Source organism: Nocardia sp. NBC_00508 (assembly GCF_036346875.1).
Classification (GTDB): Bacteria; Actinomycetota; Actinomycetes; order Mycobacteriales; family Mycobacteriaceae; genus Nocardia.
In genome coordinates, this window is the sequence record NZ_CP107852.1 from 7,289,905 (window position 1) to 7,313,074 (window position 23,170).

The 23,170-nt window shown below is 67.3% G+C and carries 20 protein-coding genes; 18 read left to right on the forward strand and 2 right to left on the reverse strand.

Going from position 1 to position 23,170, the window contains the following annotated elements; genetic code table 11:
• Positions 1–132 precede the first annotated feature (132 nt).
• The 15 genes from OHA40_RS32870 to OHA40_RS32940 all read left to right on the forward strand — a co-directional run bounded on the left by OHA40_RS32870 (position 133) and on the right by OHA40_RS32940 (position 16,389).
• Positions 133–546, forward strand: a complete 414-nt coding sequence (locus OHA40_RS32870; RefSeq protein WP_330230682.1) for a rhodanese-like domain-containing protein — start codon at positions 133–135, stop codon at positions 544–546.
• Positions 547–671: 125 nt separating this feature from the next.
• Positions 672–824 carry a hypothetical protein gene (locus tag OHA40_RS32875; protein ID WP_330230683.1) on the forward strand — a complete coding sequence of 51 codons (153 nt, stop codon included), beginning with the start codon at positions 672–674 and terminating at the stop codon, positions 822–824.
• 397 nt (positions 825–1,221) lie between these two features.
• Positions 1,222–2,607: an NB-ARC domain-containing protein gene (locus OHA40_RS32880; protein WP_330230684.1), complete on the forward strand. Its 1,386-nt coding sequence runs from the start codon at positions 1,222–1,224 to the stop codon at positions 2,605–2,607.
• A gap of 65 nt (positions 2,608–2,672) precedes the next feature.
• A complete protein-coding gene (locus OHA40_RS32885) occupies positions 2,673–3,617 on the forward strand; it encodes an isocitrate lyase/PEP mutase family protein (protein ID WP_330230685.1) in 945 nt (314 codons plus the stop codon).
• 63 nt (positions 3,618–3,680) lie between these two features.
• Positions 3,681–4,934, forward strand: a complete 1,254-nt coding sequence (locus tag OHA40_RS32890; protein WP_330230686.1) for an MFS transporter — start codon at positions 3,681–3,683, stop codon at positions 4,932–4,934.
• Entirely contained in the window at positions 4,931–6,550 is a 1,620-nt protein-coding gene (locus OHA40_RS32895) for a peptide ABC transporter substrate-binding protein (RefSeq protein WP_330230687.1), read from the forward strand. Before OHA40_RS32890 ends, OHA40_RS32895 begins: the two co-directional genes overlap by 4 nt.
• Before the next feature lie 215 nt (positions 6,551–6,765).
• On the forward strand, positions 6,766–8,061 hold the full coding sequence (locus OHA40_RS32900; RefSeq protein ID WP_330230688.1) for a lysine N(6)-hydroxylase/L-ornithine N(5)-oxygenase family protein: 1,296 nt from the start codon (positions 6,766–6,768) through the stop codon (positions 8,059–8,061).
• 70 nt (positions 8,062–8,131) lie between these two features.
• A complete protein-coding gene (locus OHA40_RS32905) occupies positions 8,132–8,509 on the forward strand; it encodes a cupin domain-containing protein (protein WP_330230689.1) in 378 nt (125 codons plus the stop codon).
• Positions 8,506–10,050 carry a class I tRNA ligase family protein gene (locus OHA40_RS32910; protein ID WP_330230690.1) on the forward strand — a complete coding sequence of 515 codons (1,545 nt, stop codon included), beginning with the start codon at positions 8,506–8,508 and terminating at the stop codon, positions 10,048–10,050. The genes OHA40_RS32905 and OHA40_RS32910 overlap by 4 nt, the downstream gene beginning before the upstream one ends.
• A 1-nt stretch (position 10,051) precedes the next feature.
• Positions 10,052–11,095 (forward strand): NAD(P)/FAD-dependent oxidoreductase, encoded by a 1,044-nt coding sequence (locus OHA40_RS32915; protein WP_330230691.1) that lies wholly within the window; start codon positions 10,052–10,054, stop codon positions 11,093–11,095.
• A gap of 22 nt (positions 11,096–11,117) precedes the next feature.
• Entirely contained in the window at positions 11,118–12,416 is a 1,299-nt protein-coding gene (locus OHA40_RS32920) for an ATP-grasp domain-containing protein (protein WP_330230692.1), read from the forward strand.
• Positions 12,413–12,736, forward strand: a complete 324-nt coding sequence (locus OHA40_RS32925; RefSeq protein WP_330230693.1) for a hypothetical protein — start codon at positions 12,413–12,415, stop codon at positions 12,734–12,736. The genes OHA40_RS32920 and OHA40_RS32925 overlap by 4 nt, the downstream gene beginning before the upstream one ends.
• A 44-nt stretch (positions 12,737–12,780) precedes the next feature.
• Positions 12,781–14,154 carry an FAD-binding oxidoreductase gene (locus OHA40_RS32930; protein ID WP_330230694.1) on the forward strand — a complete coding sequence of 458 codons (1,374 nt, stop codon included), beginning with the start codon at positions 12,781–12,783 and terminating at the stop codon, positions 14,152–14,154.
• Positions 14,151–15,332, forward strand: a complete 1,182-nt coding sequence (locus tag OHA40_RS32935; RefSeq protein WP_330230695.1) for an acyl-CoA dehydrogenase family protein — start codon at positions 14,151–14,153, stop codon at positions 15,330–15,332. Before OHA40_RS32930 ends, OHA40_RS32935 begins: the two co-directional genes overlap by 4 nt.
• Before the next feature lie 31 nt (positions 15,333–15,363).
• Entirely contained in the window at positions 15,364–16,389 is a 1,026-nt protein-coding gene (locus tag OHA40_RS32940) for a saccharopine dehydrogenase family protein (protein WP_330230696.1), read from the forward strand.
• A gap of 225 nt (positions 16,390–16,614) precedes the next feature.
• Here OHA40_RS32940 and OHA40_RS32945 read toward each other — a convergent pair whose 3' ends face one another.
• Complete coding sequence (locus tag OHA40_RS32945) at positions 16,615–18,672, reverse strand: ATP-binding protein (RefSeq protein ID WP_330230697.1); 2,058 nt, start codon at positions 18,670–18,672, stop codon at positions 16,615–16,617.
• Positions 18,673–18,914: 242 nt separating this feature from the next.
• Between OHA40_RS32945 and OHA40_RS32950 the strand changes: the two genes are divergently transcribed.
• On the forward strand, positions 18,915–19,247 hold the full coding sequence (locus OHA40_RS32950) for a hypothetical protein (protein ID WP_330230698.1): 333 nt from the start codon (positions 18,915–18,917) through the stop codon (positions 19,245–19,247).
• Between the two features lie 363 nt (positions 19,248–19,610).
• On the opposite strand, the gene OHA40_RS32955 is transcribed toward OHA40_RS32950, so the two are convergent.
• Complete coding sequence (locus tag OHA40_RS32955) at positions 19,611–19,937, reverse strand: hypothetical protein (RefSeq protein ID WP_330230699.1); 327 nt, start codon at positions 19,935–19,937, stop codon at positions 19,611–19,613.
• A 294-nt stretch (positions 19,938–20,231) separates the two neighbouring features.
• Between OHA40_RS32955 and OHA40_RS32960 the strand changes: the two genes are divergently transcribed.
• Together OHA40_RS32960 and katG are read left to right on the forward strand one after the other, a co-directional pair.
• A complete protein-coding gene (locus OHA40_RS32960) occupies positions 20,232–20,648 on the forward strand; it encodes a Fur family transcriptional regulator (protein WP_330234466.1) in 417 nt (138 codons plus the stop codon).
• A 38-nt stretch (positions 20,649–20,686) separates the two neighbouring features.
• A complete protein-coding gene (gene katG / locus OHA40_RS32965) occupies positions 20,687–22,918 on the forward strand; it encodes a catalase/peroxidase HPI (RefSeq protein ID WP_330234467.1) in 2,232 nt (743 codons plus the stop codon).
• The last annotated feature ends 252 nt before the right edge of the window (positions 22,919–23,170 follow it).

Sequence of the window (23,170 nt, forward strand, 5' to 3'; positions counted from 1 at the left end):
ACGCAGCCGAGCACTCGCTCGTGCCGGGGCCGAGCGCTAGCGAGGCGCAGGCATGAGCGAGCGCAGCGAGCGAACAGAAGACGCAGCCGAGCACTCGCTCGTGCCGGGGCCGAGCGCTAGCGAGGCGCAGGCATGAGCGAGCGAACAGCGGCCACCGGTGCCGAGGAGATGGTCGAGCAGGCCCGCGTGCAACTGGATCGGGTCACCCCGGAGCAAGCGGCGGTGTTGCAGGCCGACGGGGCGCTGGTGGTGGACATCCGGCCGTATGCGAACCGGCTCGCCGAGGGCGAGATCGCCGGTGCGGTGGTGGTCGAGCGAATCGTGCTGGAATGGCGCCTCGATCCGGTCGGCGAACACCGGCTCCCGAGCATCGACGCAGCCACTCCGGTGGTGATCATGTGCAATGAAGGCTACGCGTCCAGTCTCGCCGCGGCCGACGCACTCCGTCTCGGGTTGCGTCATGTCACCGACCTCGTCGGAGGCTTCCGAGCGTGGAAGGCAGCCGGGTTGCCGGTGGTACCGGGAGGCACGCCGGCGGTGCCGTAGCCGCCGGCCTGGCTGGGCCGTCTCGCCGCGACCGGCGGTGCGTTCCGCTCAGCGAGCTCTACGCCGTTGCACCGGAACGGATTCTGTACCGCATCGTCGAGCCCGGTCCCACAGTCGCCGCAGCGTTGTCCACATCGTCTCCGGGCATCGACACCGATGGCGGCGCGCCCTGCGCGACAACGGCATCCAGTCCCACCCCGGCGGAGATGTATCACCGCGTCGAACGGAATGCGCTGGCGGGCACGCTCGGCCCCGAGCGCGGCGACAGCCGACAGTAGCCCGCGACAGGGCAGATGCGCGCCGCCGTGCGGGCTACGTCTAGTTCCGCACGCAAAAGATACGTGAGCGAGAAGTTTGCCGATCAGATCATCGAAATCGTTAATGTTCCAAGTACTCTGGCGCGATTTACGCTTAGGCGGTACGTCGACTGCTGCACGCCACTTCGATGCCCGCAGTTCACCCTCCGGATGCACCATCGCGGAACCGGCGTCCGAACTCCGCTAAGCGGAAAACGGACATCCCGTGGGGAGGGTGATCGTGACGGACAGGGGCACGGACAGCACGCGGCAGGACGTGGCGGCATCGCCGGTGGGGGGTCGACATCGCGGTCGGCCGGTATCACTCGGTAACGGGACATCTCGTGCCACAACGCAGTTCAGGATGTGATAGTGAGCGATGGGGCGACGAGAAAAACCTATCGACACCCGATCCGGCCCGATCGCCGCATTCGCGGGTGATCTACGCAAACTGCGTGCTTCGGCGGGAAATCCGTCCTACCGGCAGATGGCGAGCGCGGCGCTGTACTCCCCCTCGGTGCTGTCCGACGCGGCAGGCGGGCACCGGCTGCCGACACTGCCCGTGACCTCGGCCTTCGTGAAAGCCTGTGGCGGCGACCTCGAGGAGTGGGAAAGACGCTGGCACGAGGTGCGCGGCGACGGCGCACCGACCGAACCGCTGACGCCGATCGGGGACGATATCCCGGAGTCCGGCCCGCCGCGACCAGCGCAGCTGCCGATCGGACCGCACGACTTCGTCGGGCGCCTGGCCGAATTCACCGCTGCCAGCGCCGCGATGACCGGCATGTCCGACTGCAGGGCGCCGGTCGTGGTGCGCGGTCCGGTCGGAATCGGCAAGACCACCTTCGCACTACGGTTTGCCCATCAGCTGGCGGGGGACTTCCCCGACGGCCAGCTTTTCACCGATCTGGGCGCCCGCCGCGGCCACGAGTCCGCTCCGCTGGAGGTGATGTCCGGGTTTCTGCACGCGCTCGGCATACTGCCCGATCAGATACCGGACGACGAGATGCACCGCATCGGCCTGTACCGCTCCATGATCGCCGAACGCCGAGTCATCGTGGTGCTCGACAATGTCCGGGACGAACCGCAGGTCCGGCCGCTACTGGCCCGCTCGCGAACCAGCCAGATCGTGGTGACCAGCCGCTCCCGGCTACTCGGCCTGGACGGCGTACGGCGCATCACGCTCGAACCGCTGTCGCGAATGGAAGCGATCGACCTGTTACGCCTGCTGATCGGCAGCGACCGTATCCGCGCCGAACACGCGTCCGGTCTGCGCATCGCGGAGTTCTGCGGGTACCTGCCGCTCGCGTTGACCATCGCGGGACGCAAGATCGCGGCGCAACCGGGCCGTCGGCTGGCCGAGATCGCCGGGCGGCTGACCGACGGGGTCAATGTGGCGAACTGGCTGCGCATCGGCGATATCGGCCTCGCGGAGGCGGTGTTGCCCGCCTACCTGTCCCGTCCGCCATTGGCCAAGCATGTGCTACACATGCTGGCTCACGGCGCGGACGAGGTTACGCCCACCAGTTTGGCTCGTGCGCTGCACATTTCGATCGACTCCGCCGAATACGCGATGGACAGCCTGATCGACGGCGGTCTGCTGCATCGGGTTTCGCAGCCGGACCGCTATGTGATGCCGTCGCTGATCGGCCAGCTGTTGGCCCAAGAGGCCGACCGGTTCGCCATTCGGCGCGACCAGGAGGCGCTGAATGCCGACCCGCTGCGTACCGTAATCCGTTTCAGTGAAGGCGGTTTCGCTCGCTGACCGGTTGACCGGAACGCACGGACATCCGCCGGGTATCCGGCGGCGGGCGCGGCATTGTCGTTCTTTTGTCCGCACTGTTCGCCGATCCCGCGGCCCGGCCGGATTTCGGGGTTACCTTCGTCGAGTTCGACAGAATGATCAACTCAGGAGGAGCCATCGTGGTGGACGATATCCAGCGCGGCAGTGACATCCAGCGGAGCCGGGCGGCGACCTTCCGGAACCTGCACGCGGAGGGTCTGTTCGTGCTGCCGAACGCCTGGGACCCGCTCAGCGCGGCCCTCATCGCACAGGCGGGCGCACCCGCGATCGCCACCACCAGCGCTGCCGTTTCCTGGGTGTTGGGGCGCACCGATGGACAGCGGCTGAGCAGGGAGGAGGCGGTAGGTCAGGTCCGCGTCATCGCCGCCGCCGTCAATCTGCCCGTCACCGCGGACGTGGAGGGTGGCTACGGCCCGGCGCCCGAGGACGTCGCGAGCACGATCGAGGCCGTGGTGGCGGCGGGTGCGGTCGGAGTGAACCTCGAGGACTCCACGGCCCCCGGCGGACCGCTGTTCGACCGCGACGCCCAAGCGGCTCGCCTGCGCGCGGCCCGGATCGCCGCGACCGAGGCGGGGCTGCCGGAACTGGTCATCAACGCACGCACCGACGTGTATCTGTTCGGCATCGGCACACCCGAGGGTCGCTTCGACGAGCTACTCGCCCGCGCGGCCGGATACGCGGAGGCGGGCGCCGACAGCCTGTTCGTGCCCGGCCTGCTCGACCTGGAAACGCTGGCCGACCTGGTGGGCAAGGCTCCGCTGCCGATCAATGTGATGACCGGGCCTGGAGCGCCGCGTGTCGCCGAATTCGCCGCCGCCGGAGTCCGCCGGGTCAGCCTCGGCCCTGCCGTGGCGCAGGCCGCCTACGGCCGAGCTCAGGAGGCCGCCCGGGAGCTGCTGGAGCACGGCACCTACGCAACGCTGTCGGATGCGCTCGATTTCGGTGCTGTCGAATCGCTGTTCACCCGCTGACCTCCCAAACCGTCTTCCCCGCCCCCCAACGGGCCGCCGCACCGGCGAACGAGGAGCACTTCGATGAACGCAACCCAAACCCCCAACCGCACCGGGGTATTCACCGCGCTACGCGAGACGCCCCGGCCGGTCGTCTATCTCCTCATCGGCGTGCTGGTGAACCAGCTCGGCGCTTTCGTGCAGACCTTCCTTGTGCTGTATCTGACCCACCGCGAATTCACTGTCGGCCAGGCGGGTCTGGCGTTGACCGCCTACAGCGCCGGAGCTGTCTTCGGCACCATGCTCGGCGGTGAACTCACCCACCGGATCGGGCCGCGCCCCACCATCATCGCCGCGATGACGGGGTCGGCGGCGCTGCTGGCGCTGATCCCGCTGCTGAGCCGGCCCGGGCTGTACGCCGTCCTGCTGATCGCGGTCGCGACGACCGGCCTGGTGACGCAGGCATACCGTCCAGCCGCCGCGGTGCTGCTCGGCGATCTGATGCCCGAAGAGCATCGGGTGATGGGGTTTTCGATGATGCGTATCGCGCTGAACATCGGCGCGGCGCTCGCTCCGCTGGTCGCCGCGGCGGTCATCCTGATCGACTGGAATCTTCTGCTGTGGCTGGACGCGCTGACGGCGCTGGCCTATGCGGCGCTCGCGCTGCTGCTGTTGCCGAAGGTTGCTGCGCCACAGGATGAGAAGGAGCAATCCCCGAAGCAGTCCCGTGGGTACGGAGTGATTCTGCGCGACCGGCGCTATCACTTGTTTCTCGCCTCGGTGCTGGTCGGTTCGATCATCTACGTGCAATACACCGTCGCGCTGCCGCTGAACATCGAAGCCGACGGCTTTTCCACGGGACTCTACAGCGCTGTGCTGGTCACCGCGTCGGTGACCCTGATCCTGTGCGAGCTGAAGATCACGGCATACGTGAAACACCTGCGTCCCCACCTCGTCGGCGCGGTCGGGACCGCGATCATGGGCCTTGGCGTGGCCGGTTACGCACTCGCCGGCCTCGGTCCGGTGCCGATCATCCTCGCCACGATCGTCTTCGTCTCCGGTGTGATGGTCAACGGCCCCACCATGTTCGCGTATCCGTCAACCTTCCCCGCCGCGGTGCGGGCTCGCTACATCGGCACACATCAGGCCACCTTCGGTCTGGGCATGGCGCTCGGACCGGCCCTCGGCGTGCTGGCGTGGACGCAACTCGGCGAGGGCATCTGGCCGCTGTGTGGCGCGCTGGGCGTGTTCGCCGCATGGTGTGCGTACGCGGGCATCCGCGAGAACAAGGCCGTGCGCGCCGAGACGGAGTCGAGCGCCGACGAGCCGACGTCATGACCGCCGGCCGGACCGGACGGGTGGTGCTGCTCGTCGCGGCCCTGCTCGCCGCTTTGCTCACCGGCTGCGGCGACACCGAAACCGGCCCGAACACGATCAGCTACAACGGAACCGAGCCTGCCAATCCGCTGATTCCCGGCGACACCACCGAAAGCGGTGGGGTCAAGGTGATCGGCGCGCTCTTCCGCGGGCTTGTCGAATACGATCCGCGCAGCGGCGAGCCACGTAACGCGGTGGCGGACCGGATCGACACCGACGATGCGCGGGTGTACCGGATCACGCTGCGTCGGGGCTGGACCTTCCATGATGGGAGCCCGGTCACGGCACGGAGCTTCGTCGACGCGTGGAACTACACCGCGTACGCGCCGAACGGTCAGCACGGCGCTGCATTCTTGTCCCATATCGACGGATTCGACCTGGTCAACCCCGCTGATCCGGACGGATCCGGTCCGCTCGCAGCGCCACAGCCTTCGGCCCGCGACCTGTCCGGACTGCGCGTCGTCGACGACCTCAGCTTCGTCGTCATGCTGTCGGCCCCCTTCTCCGCCTTCCCGACCCAGCTCGGCTACGCCGCGTTCTTTCCCCTTCCCGCAAGCTTTTTCCGTGATCGTGCCGCCTACGAGCGGCACCCGGTCGGGAACGGTCCTTTCCGGTTCGTATCCCGCGAACCCGGCCGGAATATCGTGCTGACCCGCTTCGATCGGTACCGTGGACAACGGCCGCGCATTCCCGGCGTAGAGTTCCGGTTCTACCCATCACTGGAGGCGGCCTACGCCGACGTCGTCGCGGAGAAGCTGGACTTCCTGGAGATCACCCCGGCCTCGGCGCTGGCGGGTGGGCGGTACAAAGCAGAGCTCGCCGGCAGGCACGTGTCCCAGACCTACCTCGGTATCCAGTCGATCTCGTTCCCGCTCTACGACCGCCGCTACGCGGATCCGCGACTGCGCCGGGCCTTGTCGATGGCGATCGACCGGCAGTACGTCATCGATCGGGTCTTCGGCGGGGACAAGCAGGTCGCCGATGGGCTGATTCCGCCGCAAATCCCGGGCCGGATCGCCGGTCAGTGCGGCGAGCTGTGCACCTATCAGCCGCTGCGCGCCAAGGAATTGTTCGACGCGACCGGATTCTCCGGCCCGATCGAGCTGACGTCGAACAACGACTCCGCCAACCAGGAGTGGATGGAAGCGACCTGCCGGACCGTCACCGCGGCGCTGGGGCGCGAATGCCGGTTCGTGCCGGTCGCCACGCTCGGCGAGTTCCGCACCATGATCGACACCCAGCGCATCCCGGGGATCTACCGATCGGGCTGGGTGGCGGACTATCCCGCGATCGAGAACTTCCTGAATCCCATGTACCGCACCGGCGCCGCGGTGAACGGCGGACGCTATTCGAACCCCGAGGTGGACGCGCTGTTGGCGCAGGCCGACGCCGCACCGACCGAACAGCAGGCGTTCGCGCTGTACCAGCAGGCCGAGCGGAAGATCCTGGCCGACATGCCCGCCATCCCATTCTGGTTCCAGACGGTGCAGTCCGGATGGTCGCATCGTTTGCGCGATGTCGTGGTCACGCCTTTCCGCGAACTCGACCTGATCAGCGTCACACTGAACGGCGACTGATCAGCCTGCTCGAGCGGCCCTGGATCCGTGAACTATCACGGTCCAGGGCCTTTTGCCGTGCCCGGCCCTGTCGCGCGACGCATGGCGTCGCGGTCTTTGTCCGGCCGGTGTCGGTGGGTTGATGTTCGGATCGGATAAACGCTGTCGGACAACACCTTCGGCGCATTCACTGGCTAGCGGTGTTCCGCAAGTCCAAGCACAACCCAGGTGGAAATGTGACCGATCACGAAGTCGATATTCTGGCGATCGGCGCCGGCCCAGCGAACCTCGCCCTCGCCGTCGCTATCGAAGAATCGGCCGCGCCGCGCCTCGCCGAGCGCACGCTGCTCCTCGAACAGCATCCGGATGTCAAATGGCAGCGCAATCTGCTGCTGCCATGGGCGCGCAGCCAGGTGTCTTTCCTCAAAGACCTGGTCACCCTGCGTAATCCGCGCAGCCGGTTCTCGTTCCTGAATTTCCTATACGAGCGCAGGCGGTTGGACGAATTCGTCAACCTCTCCACCTTCAACCCCTACCGCTGGGAGTTGTCGGAATATCAACAGTGGGTCGCCCACTCGCTCGAGCATGTGCGGGTGCGCTATGACGCCCGGTGCGCACGGATCGAGCCGCGCCGCACGGCCGACGGGCGCCTCATCGGCTGGACGGTCACGCTGGCCGATGGCGACACCATCGACTGCCGCGACCTGGTCATCGGCACCGGGCGTGATCCGCACATTCCGGAAGTGTTCCGGAACCTCCCCGCCGACAAGGTGATTCACAGTACCGAGTACTGCACTCGGATCGCAGGAGTCGCCGCCGACCGGCCCATCCGTCCGGTAGTGGTCGGCGGGGCACAGAGCGCCGCGGAGATGTTCCTGGCCGTGCACAGCGATCTGCCGCAGAGCACGCCGCTGATGGTGATGCGGTCCATCGGGCTGCAGAACTACCAGACCAGCAAGTTCGTCAACGAACTGTTCTTCCCGTCGTTCGTCGACGAGTTCTACAACTGCCCGCCCGAGGTGCGCGGCCGCATACTCGAGGAGGTCCATCTCACCAACTACGCCGGCCTGGCCCCGCCGTTCCTCGACGAGCTGTATTCGATGCTCTACCAGCAACGGATGCTCGGGCAGGGGCGCTCCGCGGTCCGCTCGATGACCGAGGTGGCCGCCGCGCGTATGGATGGCGACGAGATCGTGCTGGAGTTGCGCGACCGCAAGACCGGCAAGCTCGATTCCGTGCGCTGTGATCTGGTGCTGCTCGGCACCGGCTACCAGCAACGGATGCCCGCGATCGTCCAGCAGCTCGGCGACCGGCTGGGGCTCACCGAGCTGGCGGTGAGCCGCCGCTATCGTCTGGATCTCGGCGAATCCGCCTGGGGCGCGGTCTATCTGCAAGGCGTCAACGAGGCGACGCACGGCATCTCCGACACCCTGATCAGTGTGCTGGCGCACCGATCGCAGGACATCGTCGACGACATTGTCGACCGCCGCCACGTCACCACCGGCGTCGTACCGGAAAGCCGGACGGCATGAGCGGCCGAGCCTGGCGGCGGGAGCCGAGCACCACCGCGGAGCGCTCCGCACCTGCCCGGAAGGACACAACATGAGTGAGATCCGCAGGCTGGACCGCGCCGGCCTCACCGAGGCCTATGGCGTCGCCACCGAACGGCTGCTGCCATGGGCAGTTCTGAACGCCCCGTTCGAGGGTGCGTGGTGTGTGCTCGGCCCCGGTGGCGTCTCCGAGGCGCATGCTCACCACGAATACGAACTGTTCATCGCGATGTCCGGGCGGGCGACCCTGGACGTGGACGGCGAGCGCCGTGAGTTTCTCGCGGGCGACCTCGCCCACCTCGTTCCCGGTACCACCCACCATGTCCGCAACGTCGGCGACGCCGACTTCGAGTGGTACGCCATCTGGTGGGACACCGAGATGTCCGCGCGATTCCTCGCACGCCATGAGAACAACGGCGACCGATCATGACCGGTCCCGTGATCGTCATCTCCCCCGCACCGACCGCGAACGGCGATCTGCACCTCGGGCACATCGCCGGACCGTTCCTCGCCGCCGACGTCTACACCCGCTATGCCAGGGCTACGGGGCGGGAGGTGTTGTTCGGCACCGGTGTCCAGGACACCTCCAGCTATGTCGTCACGACCGCGCACCGCATCGGCGCCACGCCGCAGGCACTGGTCGAACGTTCGGCCAAAGAGGTCGAGGCGACGCTCACCGCGCTCGGCATCGCGGTCGACGCGTTCACCGGCTGGGAGGAGCGCTTCACGTCCTTCGTCGCCCGCGTGGTCGCCGAGCTGCGTGCCAAGGGCGCATTGCGGCTGCGGCCCATGCCTTTTCCGTATGTGTCCAACACCGGCGAGTATCTCGTCGACGGCCATGTGGCGGGCAATTGTCCGGTGTGCCTGGCCGACAGCTGCGCAGGTCTCTGTGAAAGCTGCGGACACCCGGTGACACCGGGTGAACTGTTGGATCCCCGCTCGACCCGCGATCCCGCCCAGCGTCTGGAGATCCGCGACGTCGAGGTCCTCGTCCTGCCCCTGGAGCGGTACCGAGACCGGTTGCGTGCCCACTTCACCGACGGGGCCGCGGCGCTGCGGCCGCACGCGGCGCAGGTGATCGACGAACTGCTCGCGGGTCCGCTGCTGGACTTCCCGGTCACCTATCCGGTCTCGTGGGGCATCCCGGCGCCAGGTTTGCCGGGCCAAGTGGTCAATCCCAATGCCGAACCGCTTGCCTGGACCATGTACTGCTCGATGCTGGCTGCCGAAAAGCGTGGCCTGGAAACGGAAGCCGAGGACGCGTTGTGGCGCCTGGAGGCGGCAGCGCAAGTGGTGTACTTCCTCGGCATCGACAATATCTACCCGTTCGGCATCTCCGGTCTGGCGATGCTGCTGGCCTACGGCGAGTACGCGCTGCCGAAGCTGTTCCTCACCAATGAGTTCTACGAGCTGCGGCACGAAAAGTTCTCCACCAGCCGCGGTCATCTCGTCTGGGGACGGGATCTCGCCGAAACGGTCCCACGCGATCTGATCCGATTCCATCTGGCCGCGGGCAGCCCGGAATTGCAGCGCACCAGCTTCGACCACGACGAGTTCGTCGCGTTGACCCGCACCCGGCTGGTCGAGCCGTGGAACCGGGTGGCCGCCGAGGTGGACGCCTGGGTGTGGCGCGGCCCGCTGCCGGTGTCCGACCGGGGCCGCGCCGATGCGGTCCGCATCGTCGAACGGTTCCGCGGCGCCTACGAGCTGCCCCGTTTCAGTCTGCACCGGGCCGCCGAAGCCCTCACCCAGCAGCTGGCCCGGCTCGACCGCGCAACCATCGGGTCGGGCGGGGATTTCTGCCACCAGGTCGACGTGCTGTTGCGTTGCGCCGCGCCGATCCTCATCGACCTGGCTGCCGAAGGGCTGCGCGGCGCGGACATGCTGCCGCACAGCGATCTCCGTACGGTCGCGCAGCGCACGACGATCGAGCCGGTGCGCCTGCCCCGCCTGCAACCGGTGCGGACCTGAGATGGCCGCGATCGTCATCGCCGGAGCCGGCGTCACCGGGCTGATCACGGCGGTCCGCTGCGTGCGGGCAGGGCACCAGGTGACGTTGGTCGACCGGGGCCCGATCCCGAATCCGGCGTCGAGCTCGTTCGACCAGCATCGGGCACTGCGCGCACTGACGCCAGGCGATGCGAGCGCGACCCTGGCCGCCGCGACGCTGCACCAGCGCTGGCTGCGGTTGCAGGAGCTGCTGGGTGGGCGGTTCTATCGCCGCATCGGAGTGGTCACGGGGTGGCCCGCAGACTCGGTGGACGCCGTGCTCGACCTGGCGCGCCAGGCCGAGCTGTCGATCACCCTGCTCGCGCCGACGGACCTTCCGCACCTCGTGCTGCCCACCGGGTATCTCGGCGTGCAGGAGACCGACGCCGGAGTGCTGCTCGCAGAACGCGTGCTGCATGCTGCGACCCGATGGTTGCGCGGTCGAGCCGCCGTGACGCTGCGGCCGTGGCGGGCGGTCGTCGCGGTCGACAGCGACGCAGGCCGGCTCACGCTCGACGACGGGACTGTGCTCAGCGGGGACGTCATCCTGCTCGCGACCGGCGCCTGGACCAGCGATCTGGTCGACGTGCGGACCGTGCTGCACCGGCAGACGACGGTGTACCTGCAACCGCCCGCCGACCTGGCGCCCTGGTGGGAGCGGGCGCCGATCGCCGGACGTGTCGGCGCCTGCGGTCACGGCTGGCTCATGCCGCCGGGTGCGGGCACCCTGCTCAAGCTCAGCTCCACCGAATTGTGCCGCGCCGTACCGGCATTCACCGCGGCGGACGAGGACCGTGCCGCTGCACGCAGGCATGTCGCCCGCATCCTCACCGACCCGGACCGGTACACCGTGGCCGCCGTCAAACAGTGCCATTACACAGTCGCCGCCCGGCCCGGCGACGCCGTGCTCGCGCGGCCGGGCCCTGCGGTATGGGCGCGGGCCGCCACCGGCGGCGACGGATTCCGCACCGCGCCACTGATCGCCGACCACATCGTGCAGCTCGCGGCCGCGGGGCTCGCCGCATGATGCCGAAGAAGGAGAGGATGCCATGAACACCTCCAGCGACGTTCTGCTCGCCATCGGCAGCGGACTGCGGCTCTACCGCGAATACCTCGTGAAATCTGTCGCGGCACGGGCCCGCTCGCGCGGTTTGAAACCGGTGCTGCTGAACAACATCGAACCGACCTGGCAACAGGAGTATTTCGACGAGATCGTCGTGGCCAATGTCTTCGACCACGAGATCCTGCGCGACCGTGCCCGCCGGATCGCCGCTCGCCATCATGTCGTCGGCCTGGTGTGCTGGGACGAACCTCTGGTGCAGCCCGCCGCGGAAATGGCGGACGAGCTCGGAGTGCCCGGGCTGACCTCGGTCGGGGTGCGGGGCTGCCGCGACAAGAATCGCGCCCGCCAGGTACTCACCGCGGCGGGTTTGGTACAGCCGCGTTTCGAACTCACCAGATCCCTCGACCAAGCCCGCGCTGCGGCCGAGCGGATCGGCTACCCGGTGGTGGTGAAGCCGCAGGCGCTGGGTGCGAGCATGGGCGTCGTCCGTGCCGACGACCGCGCCGAACTCGACACGGCCTTTCGCACCGCAACCAGCGCGAGCACCATCGGCGACGAGCCGTTCCGCGACACCGCCATTGTCGAGGAGTACGCCGTCGGCCCGGAGATCAGCATCGACGCCGCGGTCTACAAGGGTGAATACCTGCCGATGTACCTGGCGAGAAAGCGCACCGGGCTGCAACCCTACTTCGAGGAAGTGGGTCACATCGTCGACGCGGCCGATCCGCTGCTGGGCGACGCCGCTCTGCTGGACACCGTGGCTCGCGCGCATCGGGAACTCGGCGTGGAGAACGGCATCACCCACACCGAGGTGAAACCGACCGCACGCGGGCCGCTGATCATCGAGGTCAACGGCAGGCTGGGCGGCGACCTCATCCCGTTCCTCGGCAAGATCGCCACCGGCATCGACCCGGGTGAGGTGCTCGTCGATGTCGCGACCGGACACCGGCCCTCGACCGCTCCAACCCGCAGTGCCGCCGTTGGCATCCGATTCGGTTACCCGGAACGCGATTGCATCGTGCGCTCGGTGACGGTGCCGCAGCACGCTCCCGGTTTGGTCACCGCCGCGGTCATGGTGGAGCCGGGCGTCGAACTGCGCCTGCCGCCCGGTGGCTACATCGCCAGGCACTCCTTTGTCGTGTGCGAGGCCGACGACGCGCCGCGCTGCGCCGAATTGCTCGAGGCGGCAAGCGCTTCCGTCGAACTGATCGGCGACCCGATCGACCCGCTCGCGGCCGGGGCCACCTTCACCCTGCCCGCCGGACTGCTGGACGCCGCCGAATGATCAACTACGACGGACGCCGATTCCGCAACCCGGACAGCGACGATGGCGTGATCGCCCGCTACCACCAGCAGGACAACCTGGTCTGGGCCGAATTCTCCGGCGGCAAGGTGCGTCGCGGCGCGCTGAACGGCACCTGCGACGCCGACGGCATCCTGCGCCTGGCCTACACGATGGTTCTGCACGACGGCGAGGTGGTCTCCGGCTTCGCTCGCTCCGAACCTGAACACACCGGCACCGGGCTGCTGCGGCTGCGCGAGGAATGGGAGCGATACGGCCCGAACTCGACTACCGGCGTCTCCTACCTGGAGGAGGTCCGGTGAATCGGCCGCTCCCGCCGACGACGCGCGACGAAGGAGAGGACGCGATGAAGGAACTGCAGCGCCTCGTCGAAGGGCGAGTCCGGGTGGCTGGTGACGCGGGTTTCGAGGACGCGACAAGGCCGTTCAACAAGCGCTATGCCGATATCCGCCCGACGGCTGTCCTGTCGGTGCGCCATGCCGCCGATGTCGCGCGGGCCATTACCTGGGCGCGTGAGCGGAACATGCCCGTCGTCGCGCGCGGTGGTGGGCACAGCTATGCCGGATACTCGGTCGGCGCCGGTCTCGTGCTGGACCTGAGGGGGCTCGGCAGCGTCCGGGTGGACCCCGTCAGCGGGCTGGTGGCCGTCGGCGGCGGCACCCGCAACGGCGCGATCTACCAGGCGCTGCAGCGGCACGATCTGGCGATTCCGCTCGGCAACTCCGACGAGGTCGGCATCGGCGGCCTCGTGCTCGGCGGCGGTGTCTCGGCTGTGTCGCGCGCCTACGGCCTCACCGCGGATGCCCTGGTGGAGACCGAAATCGTCCTCGCCGACGGCACCGCCCTCGTCTGCAACGCCACCGACAACGCCGATCTGTTCTGGGCGTGCCGCGGCGGCGGTGGCGGACACTTCGGCGTCAACACATCGTTCACCTTCCGCACTCGCACGCCCGTGCCCAGCTCGACCTGCCTGCTGCTATGGCCGTGGCGGCAGGCCGCGCAGGTGCTCGCCGTGCTGCAAAAGATCATGGCGCAGGCCCCCGACCAGTTCGCGGCGCGGATCGGCGCGAGCCGCGCGGGCGATGATCCCGGTGTGGTGTCCATCATCGGACAGCATCTCGGGCCCGCGGCCGAACTCCGGGAACTGCTCGCCCCCGCCCTCGACGTCGCGCGGCCTGCCCGCGCCGACATCGCCGATCGAGGCTACTGGGGCGCGAAAGACTACATGTACCATGAGACATCCGGCGAACCGTTCGCGGTCCGCACCCGATGCACGCCGAAACCATTGTCCGACAGCGGTATCCAGGCGATCGTGGACGCAGTCGAGCGATGGCCTGGCAGCACCAATCCCGACGGCGCGGGTGTTGCCCTGTTCGCCTGGGGTGGTGCGATCAATCGGGTTCCGGTGGCCGACAGCGCCTTTCCGCACCGCGACACACTGTTCCTGGTCTCTATGGACACCTCGTGGCTCCCTAGCGATCCGGCCCATACGGTCTGGAGCAACCTCGAATGGCTCGACGGGCTGCACGAAGAAATGGGCAATTACGCCACCGAAGCGGCCTATGTGAACTTCACCGACCCGGCCCTCACCGACTGGCAGTCGGCTTACTACGGACCGAACTATCCGCGGTTGGCCCAGATCAAGAAACGCTACGACCCGGACGGCTTCTTCCAGCCACCCCAGGCGATCCGTCCGCTCGGCAAGGAGATACGCGCATGACCGTCATCGACGAACTCGGCACCGCACCGCTGCCCGCCCCGGGGGCCGAAATACTCGCTCGTGCCAAGACTCTCGCGCGCCAGCTGCGGGAACGGGCCCAGGAGATCGAGCGTGCCCGCAGACTGCCCGCGGATATCGTCGATCTGCTCCGTGACACCGGCGTATTCCGGATGGCGTTCGCCCGCACCTGGGGCGGGCCGGAACTCACCTCGATCGAACAGACCGAGGTGGTGGAGGCCATCGCCTATGGCGACGCCTCCGCGGGCTGGTGTGCCATGATCGGCTCCGATACCGGCCTCTACGCCCGTTTCCTGGACGAGTCCGTGGCCAAGGAGATGTTTCCCAGCTTGGACATGGTGACCGCGGGCCTGCTGTTCCCCACCGGCCGGGCCGGCCGCGTCCCCGGTGGCTTCCGCCTGACCGGGCGCTGGCAGTTCGGTAGCGGGATCACCCACGCCGACTGGGTCGTCTCCGGCGCCTTCATCCACCGCGACGGCACGCCCGAGCGCGACGCCACCGGCGCACCCGACTCCCGACTGTTCCTGGTTCCCCGGGCCCAGGTCGAAGTGATCGACACCTGGCACACCACGGGCCTCGCGGGCAGCGGCAGCTGCGACTACACCATCGCCGATATCTTCGTTCCCGAGGAGCGCACCCTGGAATTCGCCACCGTTCGTGGCGAATCCGGCCCGCTGGCACAGCCCGAGGTACACATGCGGAATATGCCTGCGGTCCCGCTCGGCGTCGCGCGCGCCGCGATCGACTACGTCCTCGCCGAATCCGCCGCAAAAGCGGACGACTACCGCGTGCAGGTCACCCTCGCCGACTGCGCGGCCGACCTGCACGCCACCCGCTCCGGTGTGTACACCGCGCTGCACCGGCAGTGGGAAGTCCTGTCCGGAAGCGGCACTCTCGACGCGCTCACCCCCGACGAACGCGCGGCGCTGCCGTTGTCCCGTCTGCACGCCTTCCGCACCGCCCGCTCCATCGTCCAGCGCCTGTACGATCTGCGCCAGACCTCCGCCATCTACCAGCGATCGCCTTTGGACCGCTGGCTGCGCGACACCACGACGATGTGCCAGCACATCGTCGCCCAGGACCGCATCCTCCAGTCCGCGGGTGCCTATTTGCTCGGCGGCACACCGAGTTTCGAACTCTGCCTCGGTCTCGTACGGTAGGTGCCGGACAAACGAGCGATCAGGGGGCGTGATGCCGGCTGTTGTCGTCTATGGGGCATATGGGCACACCGGGCGTTTCATCGTGGCCGAGCTGGTGCGCCGCGGCTGGACGCCGATCCTGTCGGGTCGCGACGAAGCCCGGCTGCGGGCGCTCGCCGCGACCCATCCGGGCCTGGATGTCCGTCCGGCGGCCGTCGACGATCCCAACGCGCTGGATCGCGTCCTCCGCGGCGGAATCGCCGTCGTCAACGCCGCGGGTCCGTTCGCTCGGACCGCGCATGCCGTCGCCGAGTCCGCGCTGCGGACCGGAACGCACTATCTCGACGTGGCCGCCGAGGTCGAGGTCGCCCATGAGATCGTCACCCGGTATCCGGATCGGGCTCGGTCCGCGGGCATCGTGATCGCCCCGTCCATCGCCTTCTACGGCGGCCTCGGCGACCTGCTCGCCACCGCCGCCATGGGCGGCTGGTCCTCGGCCGACCGGATCACCCTCGCCTACGCTCTGGACAGCTGGATCCCCACCCTCGGCACCCGCGCTACCGTGGCGACCTCGAAGACTCGCCGCGACGGCCGGCGCCTCGTCTTCTCCGGCGGCCGATTCGTCCACCGCACCGACGCCGCGCCTGTGCTGGACTGGACCTATCCGGCGCCGGTCGGAAAGCAGACGGTGGTAGGCGAGTTCACGACCGCCGACAGCGTCACGATCCCCCACCACCTGGACACGGCAGTTCTCGACACCTACATGACGGCCGCTCCACTGCGGGACCTTTCCGCGCCCGACCTCACCCCGCCCCAACCCGCCGACGACACCGGGCGCTCCGCCCAGCAGTTCCTGGTGGAGGTTGTCGCCCACGCGAACGGCGCCGAACGCCGGGCCGTCGCCGCGGGTCGTGATATCTATGCCGCCACCGCCCCCATCATCGCCGAGGTGTTGACCCGAATTCACTCCGGCAACGCCGTCGGGGTGTTGACCGCCGGCCGGATCGCCGACGCCCCGGAACTCCTGCGGGCACTGCACCCGGCGCATTTCGATCGCCTCGATCTCGGCGAACAATAGGTCGAATTCGACTTTTCTTGTTCAAGTCGCGTTCATGAAACGGACAACCGGACCGGCCAAACTCCTGGCTTTCCTGTTTCCGAACACGATGGAGTAATTGTGGAAATCCTCACTGTTCTCGCCGAGCTCTTGACGTCCGTATTTCAAGCCGGGAGCGGCAGCGCGGGCTGACCCTGACGGAAGCGTCGAATAGACGGTTCGTGGTGGTGGGCGGGCGTACGGTTCTCACCCCGCTCGGGCTCCGCCCGGTTGGGTCTCGTCTTCCTCGCCGCGCATCGTGTAGACGTGCTCGAGGAAGTCGCGGTGCGCACGTAATGTCGCGTCCAGCAGTTCCCGCCATGTGCGCCGATCGACGCGGGCGTCGCTGTCCAGAGACGACAATGAGGCCGGACGCAGTTTGTCGGTGTGGTCGACGATGAAGGTCAGCCTGCGACGGGGAAACTGCGTGCCGATGCGTGGATTCTCGTTGAGGAAGGCGTCCAGGGCGTAGAGGTAGTTGATCGCCCGGTTGTACTCCTCGTCGGTGAGGTGATAGTCCATGCGCTTGATCTCGACGATCCACAGCTCACCGGAATCGTGCAGCAACACGAAATCCGGTTCGCGTTTCTCGCTGCCGATCGCGGTCGTCACCAGCGTGACACCGAACTGCTGCGCATACCACCGTTCGAAGCTCGCCCGCACCCGTTTGAGGGACTCGTTCATGCCCAGCGGTGTCCACTCCGGCGCCAGCAGCCATGGCGCGCTTTCGATCAACTCCTGGAACGGCCGCTCCAGTGACCGATGGTCGTCGATGAGGCTGCGGAGGCGATCCACCACGGCCACTCGTTCGCTGGCGATCTGACCCAGCGAATAGATTTCGGCGACCCGTGCGCGTTCGAACAGCGCGACGACCACATCCAGTTGAGTGTCCCCGTCTTCCGCGATCTCCTTCAGCGTCTCCAGCAGGCTGCGCTGCGGTCCCAGCGACAGCGCCAGCCGGACAATGCTCTCGACATGGGCCGCGTCTTCCAGTGCGGCCCGATCCTTGTGCGCGACCAGGATTCGTGCGGCGTCGATCACCGAATCGCGAAACAACTTGTCGCCCGGCGCGATCGCTTCCAAGGTCTCGTGCACGCGCGACCGCTCCACGAACTCCTCCCATACCCGCCGCCGAATCGACCGCTCCCCCATCCGGCCGATCTCCTTGATCAGATCACGTCCCCACGCGGCCAGCGCCTCACCGCGCGGCGAACTCCACATGATGTCCTGGCGGTCGGACCGGACCAGATCGTCTTCGTCGTCGAGCCAGTCGACGTGGATGGCGCCGACCAGGTACGAGCGGAGTTTGAATTCACCGGTGAACCCGGCCGCGATGCCGAAATCCCTGGTCTGCGCCACGATCTTGCCGCGCGCGTAGATGCGGACACCCGCCATGGACTCGTCCCGGTACGGCTGCTTGGAGTACGCCACCCAGCCCGAGACCGGAAGGAACTGGTGCCCCGCACGGACCGGCCGGTGCCGCACGTCGATCCGGGTTTCCTCCATCACGTCGATCGGAAGATCGCTGAGGATGAAACTCTCCTCCGAACCCGCGACGGCGCTGTTGTGCACCTCGACCCGCCAGTCCGGACGCTCGATCCCGAACCTCGCGGCCAACTGCCGGTTCAGTTCCGGACCGGAATTCACCCGCTTGCGGAAGAAGTCCCGCAGGATCACCGTGGTGCCGCGGCGTGCAGCGAAAGTACCGTCGCGTCCACCGACCATCGGGTAGTAGTCGCGTTCGGTGTCGGACAGCATGTCGTGCAGGTCCATCACGATATGCGACACCGGCCAACCCTGCGATGTCCGATCCGCCATGCTGCCGCCCGCGGTAATCACCTCGATCGTGCGGCAGATACCGAAGGCCGCGAGTTTCCCGATACCCTTGCGGCCCATTACCGGACGCTTCTGCTCCCGGGACAGATCCGAGCCCATCCGCATCCTGCGGTCGGAACCGACCATGAGATAGTGCTCATTCACCTCCGCCGCGGTCATGCCGTGGCCGTTGTCGGTGACCACGATCTCGTATTGCGGTTCCTCCGCGGAGCGGACCGTGCCCGCCAATGTCACACCCCACGGCAGCGATACCTCCACCAGCGTGGCATCGGCATCGTAGGAGTTCGCGATCAATTCGGCGAGCACGGCCGAAACCCGGTCATAGAGCTTTATTCCGAGCTTGTCGATCGCCAACCGGCTGATCCGCATCCGGTACTTGTGATCGTCCGGATCGCTCCCCCGATCGCCCACCTGAATGTGCTTGTCCATCGTCGGGCCCCAATCACCCCTCCGGCAACCGCCTTCCAGCTACCCGTACCATGATCCAACTCCGGACGGTTGACCGTGGCCTGAACAGCCGGGAGCCGGGCTATAACGGCATGATCCCGAACCTCACCCGCTGATAGCCGACAGCAACGAACTGGTCTCGACGTGTAGCATTTGGCGCCCAGTCCGTTCGGAATCTCGATCGCTCTATTGGACGTCCTTGGGGCCTCGCTATGTCAGTACTGATGACTCGGGTAGTCGAGATAGCCGGGTTGGCGTCGTGTAGTTCGATGCCGTCGAATCCCAGCCTCGACGACGGGCCGGGCAGTCGCTGCGTAAACCGCTACCTCGTCGGCGATTTCGCCCCATTGGCGGGTACGGCATCGGTCACCACGTGCCACGCCGCCACCTGTCCCACCGGTGAATCTGCTCCGGCACTGGTGGATCGACTTGTGGCCGAACGCGATCGGATCGATCGGCAGATCACCGACCTGGTGCATACCCGAGACGAGCTCGACACCATCATCCACAACGCGAACGAGGCAATGACCACCGGCAACCACTGCCAGCCGCAGTGACACGCCCACAACTCGTCGAACCGGACAACCGGCACAACCGCACGCCGGAAACGAATCACGACGAGTTCGACAGCTAATTCGTGCACCCGCCCATGACGTGCTCACTCCTGATCGGTCACCGTCGCATTCTCCGGAATCTTGCGTGGCTTCACCTATATGGCTTCGCAATTGCGTACCATGGCTATGCCCGGTGGACGTGGCGGCGTCCGCTCGGTAACGGGGAAGTGACCCGCCCGGCGCTGCTGCGGCGCCGGGCGGGTCGCGCATTTCCCGGGGCGCCGATGTCGACACCGTCGACAAAGAGCACACCCTCGGGTACCGGCGTGGGCCTACCAGACCTGGCGTGCTGCCCAGTCGTCAGGCCTACGCCCAGAGTTGCGGTAGTACCGTTCGCGAGAAGGTCTGCTGTGGTGTCACGGTGATCAGGTCGCACACCTCCACCAATTCCTCGGGTACCGCCCCATCGAAGTGATGCAGGCCCGGTGAGATGACCGCATCGACCGCGCCGGCTCGGACGGCGTCGATCAAGCGGTCCACCGGCTCATCGGTTCCTGCGCCGAAGGTGACGGTTTTGGACAGTTCGTAGCCCAGCCGTTTCGCCAAGCTCCGCAGCTGCGCCTCGTCCCAAGCCTGGGACACACCTGACACATCCTTGCGGAGGTATCCCAGCGCGGGTGGTTTCGCCCTCACCCCTGCTCCCTTGCCACGGTCGTTGCTGAATCGGTTCAAGCGCCTGCCTGCCCACAGCTCTCGCGGCGTCTTCTGCATCGAGTTGATCGGGCTGAGCGAGGTTCTGACATCATACGTTGTCAACAGCATGTGATGTCAACATCCCGGCGCATGCGGCTCGGATGGCTGCTGCTGCGCTCCGAGTGAGTTCGGGCCGGTCGGAGCTGCGCTCAAAATTGCACAGCCCAGATACTTGATTGATTCCAGAAAAACCGGCACACTTCGATTGTGCCCAAGAATTCGGACTTCGAGCGCATGTTGCGCGGGGCGGCCCTGCGAGTGACGGCACCGCGGTTGGCGGTTCTGACCACGGTGCACGACCATCCCCACTCCGATACGGACTCGATCCTCGCTCGCGTGCGCGAGACCCTCGGTGCGGTGTCCCACCAGGCCGTGTACGACGTGCTGCGAGCACTGACCGCCGCGGGACTGGTCCGGCGCATCCAGCCGATGGGCTCTGTAGCGCGCTACGAGACGCGGGTCGGGGACAACCACCACCACGTCGTGTGCCGGTCGTGCGGCGTCATCGCCGACGTCGACTGTGCCGTCGGCGAGACGCCCTGTCTGACCGCGTCGGACCACAACGGTTTCGTCCTCGAGGAGGCCGAAGTCATCTACTGGGGGCTTTGCCCCGACTGCGCGACATCGGAAGCGTCCCGAGCACACCCATGATCACAGCCGATTCACCCCATTACCGAAAGGACATGCCCGTGCCTCAGGAACATCCGCCCATTGCAGAGGCCCAAACGGAACCCGGAGTAACCGGGTGCCCCGTCGCGTCCGGTCGCCTGAAGTACCCGACCGAGGGCGGAGGCAACCGTGACTGGTGGCCGAACCAGCTGAATCTGAAGATCCTCCAGAAGAACCCCGCTGTCGCGAATCCCATGGGCGAGGGTTTCGACTACGCCGCGGAATTCGAGACCCTCGATCTGACCGCGGTGAAGCAGGACATCGAGGAGGTCATGACGACCTCACAGGAGTGGTGGCCCGCCGACTACGGCCACTACGGGCCGTTCTTCATCCGGATGGCCTGGCATGCCGCGGGCACCTACCGCATCAACGACGGCCGCGGCGGCGCCGGGGCCGGCATGCAGCGATTCGCGCCGCTCAACAGCTGGCCCGACAACGCGAGCCTCGACAAGGCTCGCCGCCTGCTGTGGCCGGTCAAGAAGAAGTACGGCAAGAAACTCTCCTGGGCCGACCTGATCGTCTACGCAGGCAATGTCGCGCTGGAGTCGATGGGCTTCGAGACATTCGGCTTCGGCGGCGGCCGGATCGACCAGTGGGAGCCGGAGGAGGATGTCTACTGGGGTCCCGAGCAGACGTGGCTCGGCGACGAGCGGTACACCGGTGAGCGGAACCTTGAGCGCCCACTGGCCGCGGTCCAGATGGGGCTGATCTATGTGAACCCGGAGGGCCCCAACGGCAACCCGGACCCGCTCGCCGCGGCCATCGACATTCGGGAAACATTCCACCGCATGGCCATGAACGACGTCGAGACGGCGGCGCTCATCGTCGGCGGCCACACCTTCGGCAAGACGCACGGCGCCGGACCGGCCGACCTCGTCGGCCCCGAGCCCGAGGCGGCCCCGCTGGAGGAGCAGGGGCTCGGCTGGAAGAGCTCCTTCGGCACCGGCGTGGGCAAGGACGCGATCACCAGCGGCCTCGAAGGGGCCTGGACGCCCACGCCGACCAAGTGGGACAACAGCTTCCTCGAAACCCTGTACGGCCACGAGTGGGAGAAAACCAAGAGCCCTGCTGGTGCGTGGCAGTGGATTCCCAAGGACGGCGCGGGTGCGGGCACAGTGCCCGACGCCCACGAGCCGTCGAAGACCCACACCCCGGTGATGCTGACGACGGACCTCTCGCTGCGGTTCGACCCCGTCTATGAGCAGATCACCCGTCGCTGGCTCGACCACCCCGACGAACTCGCGGACGAGTTCGCCAAGGCGTGGTACAAGCTGACCCACCGCGACATGGGGCCCATCGTCCGTTACCTCGGGCCGCTCGTCCCCGAGGAGCCGCTGCTGTGGCAGGACCCCATCCCCGCGGTGACGCACGACCTCATCGGCTCGGTCGACATCGCCACCCTGAAGGGCCGGATCCTGGGGGCGGGTCTGACTGTCGCACAGCTCGTTTCGACCGCGTGGGCAGCAGCATCGTCGTTCCGCGGCAGCGACAAGCGCGGCGGCGCCAACGGTGGACGTATTCGCCTCCAGCCGCAGACCGGATGGGAGGTCAACAACCCCGACGAACTGGCGAAGGTGGTGCGCACCCTGGAAGAGATCCAGGAGGCCTTCAACGCCGCCCAGACCGGGAATACCAGGGTGTCGTTCGCCGATCTCGTCGTGCTGGGCGGATGCGCAGCAGTCGAACAGGCCGCCAAGAACGCCGGATTCGACGTCGAGGTGCCGTTCACGCCGGGACGCGCGGACACCACGCAGGAGCAGACCGACGTGGAATCCTTCGCCGCACTCGAGCCGAATGCCGACGGCTTCCGCAACTACCTCGGGAAGGGCAACCGTCTCTCGGCGGAGTACCTGCTGATCGACAAGGCGAACCTGCTGACCCTCAGCGCTCCCGAGATGACCGCCCTCGTCGGTGGTCTGCGCGTGCTCGGCGCGAACTACCAGCAGTCGCCCCTCGGCGTGTTCACCTCGACTCCCGAGTCCTTGACCAACGACTTCTTCGTGAACCTGCTGGACATGGGCACGAAGTGGGAGCCGTCGCCGGCCGACGACGGGACCTACGCCGGCAAGGATCGCGCCACCGGTGCGGTCAGGTGGACCGGCAGCCGCGTCGACCTGGTCTTCGGATCGAATTCGCAGTTGCGCGCCCTCGCCGAGGTCTACGCGGAGGACGACTCGAAGCAGAAGTTCGTCCAGGACTTCATCGCCGCGTGGGACAAGGTGATGAACCTCGACCGGTTCGAACTGGCCTGATCCCGGTGCGATGTCCGGCCCCCGGGTCGGACATCCACGCCTCGGGCGGCATTCCGCGAACCATGTCGGTTCGCGGAATGCCGTGCATTTCCCGATCGTGAGCCGGATATTCAGGGCGAGGAGTTCCGCGTCGGCGATCGGGTCGGTCGGTTCGTCTCCGAGACGCTGCCATTCGCCATCGGCGGAGATGTTGCCCAGCACCAGTTCTCGCTCGCCCTGCTCGGCGCTGCCGAGGCGTGCCGATATCCGGAT